This window comes from Pseudomonas sp. MWU16-30317 (assembly GCF_020515695.1).
GTDB lineage: Bacteria > Pseudomonadota > Gammaproteobacteria > Pseudomonadales > Pseudomonadaceae > Aquipseudomonas.
Window position 1 is genome coordinate 14,218 of record NZ_JAIWJA010000007.1, and the last position, 15,125, is coordinate 29,342.

The 15,125-nt window shown below is 66.6% G+C and carries 3 protein-coding genes; all 3 read right to left on the bottom strand.

Features of this window, described 5'->3' with window-relative positions; translation table 11 throughout:
• Window position 1 precedes the first annotated feature (1 nt).
• Window positions 2-244 (bottom strand): MbtH family protein, encoded by a 243-nt coding sequence (locus LIX93_RS19340; RefSeq protein ID WP_226505671.1) that lies wholly within the window; start codon window positions 242-244, stop codon window positions 2-4.
• 109 nt (window positions 245-353) lie between these two features.
• The gene (locus tag LIX93_RS19345; RefSeq protein ID WP_226505672.1) at window positions 354-1,754 is read right to left on the bottom strand and encodes an aspartate aminotransferase family protein; all 1,401 of its coding nucleotides are present in this window, start codon (window positions 1,752-1,754) and stop codon (window positions 354-356) included.
• Window positions 1,755-1,826: 72 nt separating this feature from the next.
• Window positions 1,827-14,960, bottom strand: coding sequence for a non-ribosomal peptide synthase/polyketide synthase (locus LIX93_RS19350; protein WP_226505673.1), 13,134 nt, complete (start codon window positions 14,958-14,960; stop codon window positions 1,827-1,829).
• Between the last annotated feature and the right edge of the window lie 165 nt (window positions 14,961-15,125).

Consider the following 15,125-nt stretch of genomic DNA (forward strand, 5'->3'; position numbering starts at 1 on the left):
CTCAGTGCACGCCTTGATTCTCGCGCAGGCGCGCTTGCTCTTCCATGTGCTTGCGCAGGCTCAGGGGGCGCATGTCGGTCCAGACTTCTTCGATGTAGGCCAGGCACTCCTTCTTGAAGCCGCTCTTGCCGACGGTGCGCCAGCCTTTGGGGACTTCCTTGTAGTCAGGCCAGATGGAGTACTGTTCTTCGTGGTTGACCACGACTTGAAAGAGGATGTCTTCGCGATCGAATACCGAGGTCATAGTGTTGCTCCTTGAGGGTGGATGCGACGCAGGGGCCGCGTTTAATCAAGACGAATGAGGGCTTTGAAAATTAAGTCAAAGGCTTCGCGGACGGAGCCCGCGAAGCTGTTCAGGCGCCGGTCAGGGCGCCAGTCACGGCCTTGGCGAAGATCCGCGCCACCTCATCGATCTGTTCGGCGGTGATGATCAGCGGCGGCAGAAAGCGCACCACGCTGCTGTGGCGTCCGCCCACTTCGATGATCAACCCGCGCTTGAGGCACTCGCGCTGGATGCGGCTGGCCAGGGCGGTGTTGGCGGCCGGGTGGCCGAGGGGGTCGGGCGCGGCGTGGGGGTCGATGATCTCGACGCCGAGCATCAGCCCGCGGCCGCGTACGTCGCCCAGCTGCGGTACGCGTTTTTGCAGGTCCAGCAACTGCGTGCGCAGGCGCTGGCCCATGCTGGTGGCATGTTCGACCAAGCGGTGCTCTTCGATGTAGCGAATCACCGCAGAGCCCGCAGCCATGGCCATCTGATTGCCGCGGAAGGTGCCGGCGTGGGCACCGGGCTGCCAGGTGTCGAGCCAGTCCTGATAGACCATCACCGCCAGCGGCAGGCTGCCGCCGATGGCCTTGGACAGCACCACCACGTCGGGGACGATGTGCGCGTGCTCGAAGGCGAACAGCTTGCCGGTGCGGCCGAAGCCGGTCTGAATCTCGTCGATGATCAACGGAATGCCGGCCTTGGCGGTGATCTCGCGCACGCCACGCAGCCACATGTCGGCGGCCGGGATCACACCGCCCTCGCCTTGCACCACTTCGAGGATCACCCCGGCCGGCGCCTGCACGCCGCTTTCCGGGTCGTTGAGCAGGTTGCGCAGGTAGCGCAGGTTGACCTCGACCCCGGGCACGCCGCCGAGGCCGAACGGGCAACGGTAGTCGTAGGGGAACGGCATGAACTGCACGCCCTGGCTGACCATCGCGCCCAGGGGCGTCTTGGCCTTGAGGTTGCCCATCAGGCTCAGCGCGCCCTGGCTCATGCCGTGATAGCCGCCGTGGAAGGCCAGGATGGTGCTGCGCCCAGTGGCCATGCGCACCAGCTTGAGGGCGGCCTCGACGGCGTCGGTGCCGGTGGGGCCGGTGAACTGGATTTTCGCCTTGGTGGCGAACGATGCCGGCAGCGCGGCGAACAGGTCCTGCACGAAGCGATCCTTGACCGGGGTGCTGAGGTCGAGGGTGTGCAGCGGCAGTTCGTCATCGAGCACCTGGCGAATGGCGTCGATGACCACCGGGTGGTTGTGGCCCAGCGCCATGGTGCCGGCGCCGGCCAGGCAGTCGATGAAGGTGCGGCCCTCGACGTCTTCGACATGAATGCCCCGGGCCCGTTTGAGCGCCAGCGGCAGGCGCCGCGGATAACTGCGGGCGTTGGACTCCTGCAGCTTTTGCCGGGCCAGGATGGGGCTGTCCTCGAAGTGGTAGTCCTTGTCTGCTTCGTGGGCGATGGGGCTTTCGGCTAACACTGTGCTCATGGTCATGCTCCTGAAAGAGAAGTTAAAAAGCCGAGGGTGGGTTGGTTTTCTGAAGGTGACTGGCAAGCAGGGTCCGCATCACAACGCCTCCAACCGAGCCATCAGGTCGTCGATGCGGCTGACCTTCTGCTCGGTCAACGCGCTGCCATCGAGGCCGTCGATATAGCGCGCCAACGCCTGCACGGTGCTGCACTCGAACATCGCCCGCAGCGGCACACTGCGCTGCAACGCCTGCTGCACCCGCGAAGCGATCTGCGTGGCCAGCAGCGAGTGGCCGCCGAGGTCGAAGAAGTCGTCGGTAACGCCCACTCGGGGGGCGCCCAGCACCTCGCTCCAGATCTGCACCAGGGTCTGTTCCAGCTCGCTGCTCGGCGCCACATAGTGCTGCGTGGCGCTGAAATCCGGGGCCGGCAGCGCCTTGCGATCGAGCTTGCCATTGGCGTTGAGCGGCAACTGCGCCAGGGCCTGCCAATGGCGCGGCACCATGTAGTCCGGCAGGCTCTGGCTCAGGTGCGCCTTGAGCGCTTCCCAGTCTGGGCTCGGCTGATCGCTGACCACATAGCCCACCAGGTACTGACCGGTGGCCGCGTGCTGCACCGCCACCGCCGCATCACGCAGCGACGGCCACTCACGCAGGCGCGCTTCGATCTCGCCCAGCTCGATGCGATAGCCACGAATCTTGACCTGATGGTCGACCCGGCCCACGTACTCCAGCACGCCATCGAGGCGCCGCTGGGCCAGGTCGCCGCTGCGATACAAGCGCTCGCCGCCCGTGCCGAACGGGTCGGGCAAGAAACTCGCCGCCGTGCGGGCCGGATCGCGCAAGTAACCGCGCCCTACCCCGGTACCGGCGATGAACAGCTCGCCCTGAGCCAGCAACGCGACGCGGTGCAATTCGTCATCGAGCACGTACAAACGGTTGTTGTCGGTGGCGCTGCCGATGGGCAGATAGCTGCCGGCACTGGAGGCCGCGTCGACGCGGAACAGCGCCACGTCATCGGCACATTCCGCCGGGCCGTAGGCGTTCACCAGCGCTACCGACGGGTAGCGTTGCAGCCATTGGCGGGCCAGCGCCGGCGGCATCGCTTCACCGGTGGGCAGCAGCCAGCGCAGGCGCTCAAGCTCGGCAGGCGCTTCGGCCAGCAAGCCCTGAATCAGCGACGGCACGCTTTCGAGCACGGTGATGCCGGTGTCGCGGACATGGCGCAACAGCGCCGCCGGATCATGAGCGATGGCATCGGGGACGATCTCGATGCGGGCGCCGCACAACGCAGCGGCGAGGAACTGCCACACGGAAATATCGAAGCCCTGGGAAGCGGTCTGGGCGATCACGTCGTGCTCATCGAGCGCCAGATACGGCACCTTGCTCAACTGGTTGTTGAGCATGCCGGCCTGATTCACCGCCACGCCTTTGGGCACCCCCGTGGACCCGGAGGTATAGATCACATAGGCCAGGTGCTGGCCGGTCACCGCGATGCCGGGAGCAGCCACTTCGCCGTCACCCTCCTGTACCTCGTCCCACACCAGCAACCGGGGCCGCCCGGCACAACTCAGCTCGTCGAGCAACTGCTCGGCCTGCGCCCGACACGCCGCGCTGCACACCATCACCGGCGCGGCACTGACCTCGAGGATGCGCGCCAGGCGTTGCGGTGGATGGGCCGGGTCCAGCGGCACATAACCGGCGCCGGCCTTGAGGCTGCCGACGATCATGCCCAGCAACGGCAAGCCCCGCTCGGCCAGCAAGGCCACCGGCTGATCAGGTTGCACACCGGCCGCCAGCAACGCCTGGCCCAGGCGATTGGCGTAGCGATCGAGCTCGGCGTACTGCCATTGCTCACCGGCGCAGACCGCCACGATGCGCTCGGGATGCTCCGCCACCTGCGCCTCGAACAGCGGCACATAACCCTGCTGCAACGGGTAGTCGCGCGCACTCTGGTTGCACTCTTCGATCAGGAAGCAGTGTTCATCCGCGGCCAGCAATGGCAGCGCGACGAGGTCCTGTTCGAAGCCGTCGACCAGCGCCAGCAACAGACGCTGGAACTCGCCGAGCAGGCGCTCGACGGTCGCCACGTCGAAGAAGCGGCGGTCGTAGGACAGGTGCAGGCCGAGGTCGTCACCCGGATAGCAGACTACCGTCAGCGGGTAGTTGGTGTGGGTGCGGCCGGACTCCGAGCGTGCGTTGAGGCCCTGGGCGCCTTGCAGCACCGTGGCGTCGACCGGAGCGTTTTCGAACACGAACAGGCTGTCGAACAGCGGCTGGCCCTTGGGCAGTTCGCTGCACGCCTGAATGCTCACCAGCGGCAGATGCTCGTGTTCGCGCAGCTCGAGGTTGCGCTCGAACAGCTGTTGCAACCAGCCACGCACGCGCAACGGCTGACCGACATCCGGCATGCGCACCCGCAACGGGATGCTGTTGATGAACAGTCCGACGCATTCCTGCATCTGCGGCAGGCTGGCCGGGCGCCCGGCCACGGTGACGCCGAACAGCACGTCGCGCTCGCCGCTGTAGCGGCGCAGCACCAACGCCCAGGCCGCCTGGGCGAAGGTGTTGACGGTCAATTGATGGCGCTGGGCCAACTCGCGCAGGCGCGCGCCTTGCTCGGGCTGCAAGCGCCGGTAAACGTCGCCGACCTGCATGCCACCGTTGTCGTGGAGGATCGGCCGGTCGCTGGGGATCAGCGTCGGTCGCGCAAAGCCGGCCAGCGTCTCGCGCCAGTAGCGTTGCGACGACTCCAGGCCTTGATGGTGCAGCCAGGCGATGAACTCGCGGTAGCGCGGTGGTGTGCTCAGTTGCGCGTCGACGCCCTGCTCCAGCGCCTGATAGATGACCATGAAGTCGCCCATCAGAATCGAACGGCACCAGGCATCGATCAGGATGTGGTGGTTGCTCATGATGAACCAGTGCTGCTCCGGCGCCAGACGGATCAGGCGCAGGCGCAGCGGCGGGCGCTCCAGCAGCGCGAAGCCGGCCAGGCGCTCGGCTTCGAGCAGCTGTTGCAGGCGCGCTTGGTGGCCTTCGGCGGGCAGCGCGCTCCAGTCGAGGAACTCCACGCCGTCGCCGTCACCGCGATGAATCACCTGCAGCATCTGCTCACCGGCGTTCCAACTGAACGAGGCGCGCAGGGCTTCGTGGCGCGCCACCACGGCGCGCCAGGCACGCTCGAAACGCTCGACGTCCAGGGCGCTGTCGATGGTGTAGCGATCCTGCATGAAGTAGATGCCGGTGCCCGGTTCCAGCAGGGTGTGCAGCAGCAGGCCCTCTTGCATCGGCGTCAGCGGGAACACGTCTTCGATGGCCTTGAACGGCAGTGGCAGGGCGTCGAGCTGGGCCTGATCGAGGCGTGCCAGCGGGAAGTCCGACGGCGTCACGCCACCGCTCTCGGGTAGCAGGCAGTGGTCGATCAGCGCGACGAGGTTGCGCCGGTAAGCCTCGGCGAGTCGGCTGATGGTCTGGGTATCGAACAGCTGCTGGCTGAAGGTCCAGCGCAGGGTCAATTCCCCGCCATAGACCTGCCCGTCGACGCTCAGCCAGTTGGGCAGCTCGGCGTCGCTGGCATGCTGGGCACCGCCGGCTTCTTGCAGCGGACGCAACAGCGCGTCGTCGGCAAAGCCCTGATCGAACTGGCCCAGGTAGTTGAAGGTGATGCGCGCCTGGGGCAAGGCCGCCATGGCCTGACGGCTGGCGTCGTCGGCCAGGTAGCGCAGCACGCCGTAGCCGAGGCCTTTGTGCGGCACGCTGCGCAGGTGTTCCTTGATAGCCTTGAGGGTGTCGCCGGTACTGGCGCCGGGCGTCAGGCGCAGCGGGTAGGCGCTGGTGAACCAGCCGACGCTGCGGCTCAGATCGATATCGTCGAACAGCTCTTCGCGGCCGTGGCCTTCGAGTTGCACCAAGGCCGAGGTCTGCCCGGTCCAGGCGCACAGGGTGCTGGCCAAGGCGCTGAGCAGCAGGTCTTCGGTGCGCGCACGATAGGCTTGCGGGGCCTGATGCAACAGGCGGCCAGTGACCTCGGCATCCAAGGTGACGCTGACGCTGCTGGCGTCGCGCTCCAGGTTGGCGGTGTCATGAAAATCCCTCGGCAACTCGCCGTCGACGCCTTGCAGCTGGGTTTGCCACCAGCCCGATTCTTCGCGCAGCGATTCGCTGCTGGCATAGCTGTGCAGGCGCTGGGCCCAGTCACGCAGGGCGCTGGTCTTGGTCGGCAGTTGCGGCGCCTGGCCTTGTTCGAGCTGACAGTAGAGATGCTGCAGATCTGCCAGCAGCACCCGCCACGACACGCCGTCCACTGCCAGGTGATGGATCACCAGCAGCACACGCTCCGGCGTGCCTGGCACCAGCACCGCACGCAACAGCGGGCCTTGCTGCAGATCGAGGCTCTGTTGCGCCTGTTCGAACAGCGCCAGGCGCTGCTCGGCGCTGCTCGCCTCGCGGACCCAGAGCAAGGGCTGCTGGCTATCGGCAGGCCGATATTGCGCCCGCCAAGGCGCGCCCTTGCCACCGTGATCGAAGCTCAGGCGCAGGGCATCGTGGTGCACCTGCAGCGCTTGCAACGCCTGCTCCAGCAGCGCCGGTTGCAGGGGCTGCAGCGCCTGCATCAGCACGGATTGGTTCCAGTGCTGCGGCGCGGCCAGTTGCTGTTCGAAGAACCAATGCTGGATCGGCGTCAGCGCGGTGGCACCGGTCACCGGGCCTTGATCGATGCTCAGGCGTTCGCTGAGGGTCGAGGCCGCCGCCAGGGTGCGCACGCTTTGGTGCTGGAACAGGTCCTTGGCGCTGAAATGAATACCCCGTTGACGAGCGCGGCTGACCACCTGGATCGACAGAATCGAATCACCGCCCAGGGCGAAGAAGTTGTCATCGATACCCACCCGCGCCGCACCCAGCACGGCCTGCCAGACCTCGACCAGACCGCGTTCGATGGCATTGCCCGGCGCCTGATAAGCCTCTTGCGCGGCACTGAAGTCGGGGGCCGGCAAGGCGCGGCGGTCGAGCTTGCCGTTGGCGGTCAGCGGGAAGCGCTCCAGCACCAGCAAGTGCGTTGGCACCATGTGCTCGGGCAGACCGTTGTGCAGATGGGCCTTGAGCACTTCACGCAAGGCGGCGGACTCCAGGCCCGGTTCGGCCAGCAGGTAGCCCACCAGTTGCTTGCCCGATGGGCCGTCGACGGCCAGCACGACGGCTTCACGTACCGATTCGTGGGCCAGCAGACGGGCTTCGATCTCGCCCAGCTCGATGCGAAAACCACGCACCTTGACCTGCTGGTCGATGCGCCCCAGGTACTCCAGTTGGCCGTCCGCGCGCTGGCTGACCAGGTCGCCGGTGCGGTACAGCCGCGCGCCACCCTGGGTATCGAACGGGTCGGCCACGAAGCGCTCGGCGCTCAAGCCCGGGCGACTGTGGTAACCACGGGCCAGGCCGTAGCCCCCGACGTACAACTCACCCACGGCGCCTGCGGGCAGTTGCGCCAGGTCGGCATCCAGCACGTACAGCTGGCGCGCGCCGACCACCGTGCCGATCGGCACGCTGCTGGCGCCGGCTGGCAGCGCTTGCGGCACTGCGCACGCCATGGGCATGATCACGGTTTCGGTGGGCCCGTAGGCGTTGAACACGGCTTGCGGGGCGAAGCTTTCCCGCAGCGCGTGCAGATGGTCCGGGGTCAGGGCTTCGCCGCCGGTGATACACAGGCGCACCGGTAGCTGCTCGTGACGACTGCGCAACCACTGCGCCAGCTGGCCGCCATAGCTCGGCGTGAAACCAAGGACATTGATGCGCCGGTCACGGATCAGCGCGCAGATCGCTTCGGCATCCCACTGGCCTTGTTCGCGCAGGATCACTTCGGCGCCGAACAGCAACGGCACCAGCAGGCGCTCGCTGGCGGCATCGAAATTGATCGAATAAAAGTGCAGTTCACGGTCAGCCGGGCTGGTCTCGAACAAGCGCCCCACCGCCAGGCAGTGCATGGCCAGCGGCCCCTGCTCGACGGTCACACCCTTGGGCAAACCGCTGGAGCCGGAGGTGTAGATCATGTAGGCCAGGTGCTGCGGCTGGCTGCGTTCAGGCAGATCATCGCTGGGATAGGCGCCCAGTCCAGCGCGTTGCTGCTCCAGGCTCCAGGGCTGCACATGGGACGGCAACGGCGCGAGTTGGCTGAGCAGTTGGTCATGGCCGAGCAGCACGGCGATGCCGCTGTCTTCGATCATGTAGCGCAGGCGCTCCAGCGGGTATTCCGGGTCCAACGGCACGTAGGCGCCACCGGCCTTGAGCACCGCCAGCAGGCCGACCACCAGGTCCACCGAACGACGCAGGGCCAGGCCCACACGCACCTCAGGCCCGACGCCCAGTTCGATCAGGCGATGGGCCAGGCGGTTGGCCTGGGCGTTGAGTTCGGCGTAGGTCAGCGACTGCCCGGCGCAGGTCACGGCCAGGCCATGCGGGGTTGCGTGCGCCTGGTGCTGGAACAGTGCGTGAACACTGGCAGGCACTTTATCGAGCACCTCGCCACGGCCGCTGGCGACCAGCGCCTGGTGCTCGTCGGCGCTGAGTAGCGGCAATTCGCTGAGGCGTTGCTCGGGGTCGGCGAGCATGCTGCGCAGCAAGCGTTGCCAGTGCTCGGCCATGGCTTGGATGCGCGCCGCGTCGAACAGGTCGGTGCTGTAGGTCAGGCAGCAGCGCAGCTGCGCGTCGAAGTCGGTGACCTCCAGGTTGAGGTCGAACTTGGTCGCCCGCGCGTCGTTGACCAGATAGTCGACCTGCACGCCACCGGCCAGCTCGCGCTGCTGCTGGAATTCCCAGCGCTGCACGTTGCACATCACCTGGAACAGCGGATTCCAGGCGGCGCTGCGCTGCGGTTGCAAGGCTTCGACCAGGTGATCGAAGGGTACGTCCTGATGGGATTGGCCCTCGATCGCCACCTGGCGCACCTGGGCCAGCAGCTCGCTGACAGTCATTTGCCCGTGGGGGCGAATGCGCAGCACCTGGGTGTTGAGGAAGGCGCCGATCAGGCCTTCGCTTTCAGGACGAATGCGGTTGGCCAGCGGCACGCCGATACGCAGGTCATCCTGGCCGCTATAGCGGTACAAGAGCACGGCCAGGGCGGCGCTCATGGTCATGAACAAAGTCAGGCCGCGGCTGCTGTTGAAGCGCGCCACCTGGGTCGCCAGCTCGGCGTCCAGATCAAAACGATGCAGCTCGCCGCGATGGCTCTGCACCGCCGGCCGGGGTCGATCGCTGGGCAGCGCCAGCAAGGGTTGCTCGCTGCCCAGTTGCGCGCGCCAGTAATCGAGCTGGCGCTGCATTTCGCCGCCTTCAAGCCACTGACGATGCCAATGGCTGTAATCGAGGTACTGCACCGGCAGCGGCGCCAGTGGTGATTCGCGCTCATCGACGAAGGCGGCGTACAGCGCTGACAGTTCGCGGGCAAAGATGTCCATCGCCCAGCCTTCGGTGACGATGTGGTGCAAGGTCAGCAGCAGGTGATGCTCGCGCTCGGCGCTTCTGGCCAGGCACACGCGCAGCAGCGGCCCGGTCTCCAGATCGAAGGGGGCGTGGGCTTGCTCTTCGGCCACACGCTGAATGGCCACCTGGCGGTGCGCTTCGGGTTCGCTGGACAGGTCCAGCCACTGCATGGCCACATCGGATTGGCTCGACACCTGCTGCCAGGGCTTGCCGTCTTGTGCCGGGAAGGTGGTGCGCAGGCTTTCGTGGCGCTGGATCAGCGCCTGCAATGCACGCTCCAGGCTGTCGACATCGAGCGTGCCGCGCAGCCGCGCCATGCCGCCGACGTTGTAGGCCGGGCTCTGGGGGTCGAGTTGCCAAAGGAACCACATGCGTTGCTGGGAATAGGACAATGCCACGCGCTGGCGGCGGTCGACCCGTTCGATGACGCCCTGCCCGTCGACCCGCCCGTCTTGTTGGGCCCGTGCGACCCAGGTGGCGAAATCCACCAAGCGCCGAGACTCGAACAGCGCCCGCAGGGGCAGATCGACGGCAAACGCTTGACGCGTGCGCGAGACGATACGGGTGGCCAGCAGCGAGTGGCCGCCGAGCTCGAAGAAGTCGTCGTCGAGGCCGATGCGCTCCAGCTCCAGCACCTGGGCCCAGATCGCTGCCAGCTGGATTTCGCGCGCGTCGCGGGGCGCGCGGTACTCGCGAAGCGCGGCTTCAGGCTGCGGCAAGGCGCGGCGGTCGAGCTTGCCGGTTGGGCTCAGGGGCAAGGCTGGCAGACGCAGGATATGCGCCGGGATCATCGGTTCGGGCAGCCGTTGTTGCAGGGCCGTGCGCACGCGGCTGGCCAAGGCAGCGGCGGACTCTTCGCCCTCGGCCACCAGATAGGCCAGCAGTTGGCCGCCGCCGACGCCGTCAGCGAGGATCACTGCGGCCTGACGGACGCCGGGTTGTTCCAGCAGGGCGTTGCGGATTTCTTCGAGCTCGATGCGCACGCCGCGCAGCTTGACTTGTTCGTCGAGGCGGCCGAGATACTCCAGGGCGCCGTCTGCACGCCAGCGGGCCAGGTCGCCGCTGCGGTACAGGCGACCACCGCCGTCGGCGGGCAGGAAGCGCTCGGCGGTGAGGGCTGGCCTGCCGAGGTAGCCGCGCGCTAGGCCGGTGCCGCCCAGCAGCAGTTCACCTTGGGCGCCGGTGGGAGATAGTTGCCAGTCGTTGTCGCGGATCTGGGTGAGGACATTGCTGAGGGGGCGGCCGATGGGGATTCTGGCTGCGGGTGTGCGATGGTCTTGCAGGCCTCTTCGCGGCCAAGCCTTGCTCCCACCAGTGTCCGGCTCTGGATTGGCTGACGCTGTGACCCCCTGAAGTGTTGCGCCCTGCACTGTCGGAGCAAGGCTTGCCCGCGAAGGGACCGGCGCAGGCTGCCCGAGATCATCGGCCACACACTGCCAATGGGTCACATTGATGGCCGTTTCCGTCGGCCCGTAGCGGTTGTGCAGTGCCACCTGAGGCAACCTCTCATGCACCCGGCGGCACAGATCGGCCGGCAGCGCTTCGCCACCGCTGAACAGCAAACGCAGGCTGGAGCATTGGCCAACCAGCGCTTCATCCACAAACAGTTGCAACAGTGGCGGCACAAAATGCACGACCGTCACGCCGTGCTCGCGCACCAATTGCACCAGCCGCTGCGGATCGCGGTGTTCATCCTTGCCGGCCAACACCAGACGGCTCCCCGCGATCAGCGGCAAAAAACACTCCCACAGCGACACATCGAAACTCAACGGCGCTTTTTGCAGGAGCACATCGCGGCCACCGATGGCGTACTCACGCTGCATCCACGCCAAGCGCTCGGCCAATGCGCCGTGGGTGCTGCCCACCGCCTTCGGCCGCCCGGTAGATCCGGAGGTGTAGATGATGTAAGCGAGGTTATCGGCGTGCAACGCCAAGGTTGGCGCCGCCACCGGCACCTCGAGCAACGCTTCGTCCAGCACCGCGTCGAGTGACAGGGTCGACCAACCGTCCGGCACCTCGAAGGCCTGCAGCACCTGCGCCTGACCCAACAACAAGGTGATCGCGCTGTCCTCAAGCATGAATTGCAGACGCTCGCGCGGATAATCCGGGTCCAGCGGCACATAGACGCCGCCCGCCTTGACGATCGCCACCAGCGCCACCATCAGTTCCAGCGAGCGCTCCGCCAGTACCCCGACGCGCACTTCGGGGCCGATACCTTGCTCGCGCAGGCGCTGGGCCAGGTGATTGGACAACTGATCCAGCGCGCGGTAACTCAAGGTTCGCGCGCCGACCACCAAGGCGATGTCTTCAGGCGTGGCGTGGGCCTGTGCCTGCAAGCGTTGCGGCAGCAGCCAGGTCGGTGCGGGTTGTGGATTCTCGCCCCACGCCAGCAACTGCTGCGCGTCGTGGTCGGTCAGCGACGCCAGTTCGTCCAGCGCCGTGTCCGGCTGATCACACAGCCGCTGCACCAGCGCGACATACTGCTCGGCAAGGCGCTCGACCGTGGCGCGCTCGAACAGCTGCGTGGCGTAGTCGAACGACAGGCGGATGCGCCCCTGCTGATCCTGCTCGCTGTGCAACTGCAGGTCGTACTTGGCCTCGCGGCTGTGCCACGGCAACTCCTCGGCGAACAGCCCCGGCAGCCTCCGCAAGGCGCTGGTGTCGCGCTGCAGATGGTTGAACATCACCTCAAAACCGGCATCGTCGCCCAAGGCCGCGTACACCTGCTGGTAGTCCAGCCGAGCGTTGGCCTGGGCCTCCAGCACGCGAGTGCGCACCGTCGCCAGCAAGTGGGCGAAGGACTGGCGCGTATCGATTTGCGCGCGCAGCACCTGAGTGTTGATCAAAAAACCCACCAGCCCTTGGCTGTGGCGCTGCTGACGGTTGGCATTGGGCACCCCGACACGGATATCGGCCTGACCGCTGTAGCGCTGCAACAGCAACTGCCAGGCCGCCAACAGCAGCATGAAGGTACTGGCGCCCTGGGCTTTGGCCAGGGCTTGCAAGCGTTCACCGAGCGCCGCGGGCAGTGGACGGCTCAAGCGTTCGGCCGGCGATGGCTGCAAGCCGCGCGGGTGATCCAGCGGCAAGGCCAGCGGCTCATGCTCGCCGCCCAGGGTGGCGCGCCAGTAGGCAAGCTCGCGGCTGACGGCCGCGTCGTCCAGCGCAGCGTCGCTCAGCCCCGCAGCATAGTCGCCGTGATTGATCGGCAATGGCGCGAGCACCGAGGCCGTCTCACCGCTGCTAAAGGCGGCATACAAGCGCGCGAACTCGTCGAGCAAAATACCGAACGACCAGCCATCGGCAATGATGTGGTGCACGGTCACCAGCAGCAGATGATCCTGGTCGTCGAGGCGGATCAGGCGCACTCGCAGCAAGGGGCCGTGTTCGAGATCGAAGGGGATGGCGGCTTCCTGATTCTGCAGGGTGGCGACGTCTGGCGCAGTGCCGACGAGGTCATCGTACTGCAGCGCCCACTCGCTGCCGTCGCCCAAGCGTTGATAGCAGCAGTCGCCGTCCTGGTAGAAGCGAGTACGCAGCGCTTCATGGCGCTCGACCAGGGCCGCGAAGGCGCGGGTCAGGGCCGGGCGATCCAGCTCGCCACGCAAGCGCAGGCCACCGGGAACGTTGTACGCCGGGCTGTCGGGTTGCAGTTGCCAGAGGAGCCACAGACGGCTTTGCGCCGGGGTTTGTGGCAGCGGTTGATCGGAGTTGCGCGGTGTTTTCTGCGGGGTCGACGCTGAGCGGTCGGCTCGCAGTGCCTGCACGGCCGCGGTGAAGGCGCCAAGGTCAGGGGCTACATAAAGGGTCTGCAGTTCGAGGTCGATGCGCAGCGCGTCGCGTAACTCGGCGATCAGCTGAATTGCCTGAATGGAGTTGCCGCCCTGGGCGAAAAAGCTCGCACCGGGCTCCAGCGTCTCGACCCCGAGGGTTTCGCGCCACAGTCGCGCAATGTGCTCGGGCAGCGCTTTGCCTTGATCCTGAACAGCCCCGGTGTGCACCTCGCCCAGTTGCCATTGCGCCACGCACGGCAGGCTGCCCTCGCGCCATTGCGCAGCGCAGGCGGCGCGCTGCAGCTTGCCGCTGGAGGTCTTGGGCAGGCTGCCGGGCTCGAGCAAGAGCACCACGGCGGGGGCCTCGTGATGGACCTCGGCGACCTGCGCGCGAATGGCGGCGATCAAGTCATCGGTGGCGTACTGCTTCTGCACCCGCCGGCTGATTTCTGCGGCAATCCCAAACGCTTCGCGAGCAGCGCCCGCTCCAACACCATTCCCTGTGGGAGCGGGCTCTGCCCGCGAAGCGTCTACTGCAAACACCGCCACCCGGCCCTTGCGCACCGCCTCGATCCGCGTCTCGACCGTGCGCTCGATATCCTGCGGATACAGATTTTGCCCACGGATGATCAACATGTCCTTGATCCGCCCGCTCACATACAACTGCCCGCCGTGCATGAAACCCAGATCGCCGGTACGCAGCCAGGTGCTGCCATCGCGCGGGATGAACGCCTTGGCGCTGGCCTCGGGGTTGCGCCAGTAACCTTGGGCAACACTCGGCCCGGCGCTGCAGATTTCGCCCACGCAGCCATCGGCCAAGGGCTCGCCGGTGACGGCATCGATGATCATCACTGGATGCTCGGGCTGCGGCCAGCCGCAGCTCATCAGGCGCACGCCCTGGCCGACCTTGGCCTCATGCCGGGCCAGCGCGCTAGCGTCCAGCTGCAACGCATCGATGCCCTGCCCCGGGCGGCTGCCGGTGACGAACAGCGTCGCCTCGGCCAGCCCATAACTGGCCAGATAGGCATTGGCATCGAAACCACAGGCGCCGAAACGCTTGGCGAAATCCTGCAGGCTGTCCTGGCGAATCAACTCCGAGCCCGAGAACGCCACACGCCAGTGCGTCAGGTCCAACCCCGCCAACTTGTTATCCGCGATCCGCTCGACGCACAGGCGATAGGCGAAGTCCGGGCCGCCGCTGATGGTGCCGCGGTAACGGCTGATCGCGTCAAGCCAGCGCAGCGGCCGTTCGAGGAAGTATTGCGGCGCCATCAGCACCACCGGCACCCCGCTGTAGATGCCCTGCAGCAGGCCGCCGATCAGGCCCATGTCGTGGTAGAGCGGCAGCCAGCTGACGATCACGTCATCGTTGTCGATCTCGTAGCCCTGGCGGATCAACCAGGCGTTGGCTTCGAGGTTGCCATTGCTGACCTGCACGCCTTTGGGGGTGGCGGTGGAGCCAGAGGTGTATTGCAAAAAGGCGATGTCTTGCGCACGTGCGCCGTCGCCGCTCCAGCGCTCGTCCTGTTCGGCGTCGAGCTGATCGACCGCCAGCAGCGTCGGCATGCGGGTGTCGCCTGGCAAGGTCAGCTCGCTCAGGGCCGGCAGCAACTGCGCGGTGGTGAGGATCAGCCCCGGCTCGGCGTCGTCGATGATCGACAGCAGGCGTTCCAGGTGCTGCGGGCGCATCGACTCCGGCGGATAGGCCGGCACGGCGATGACACCGGCATACAGGCAGGCGAAAAACGCCGCGACGTAGTCCGGGCCACTGGGCAGCAGCAACAGCGCACGCTCGCCCGGCTCGGCACGCTGTGTCAGGGCGGCAGCCATGACGCGGGCGCGCTGGTCGAGCTGGCCGTAGGTGAGCACCAGGCCGTCGTCACTGTGGCCATCGAGGAAGCGCAGGGCCGGCTCATCCGCCCGTGTTGCGGCATGACGCAGCAGTGCGTGAGCCAGAGAAGTCGGGCGTTCGAAGAAGTTGGCCATCGCGGTACCTGTCCTCATTTCCATGGGTGCGAAACGGCTGACCGGGAACGGGCAACCGTATTTTCATGGAGGTGAAGACGGGTGAGGCGCGAAGAAAATTAGCCGGATCGAGTGATGGATGCGGCGGGACTTATTGGTGGGGTTGGCGGTGGGATTGGCAGTGGT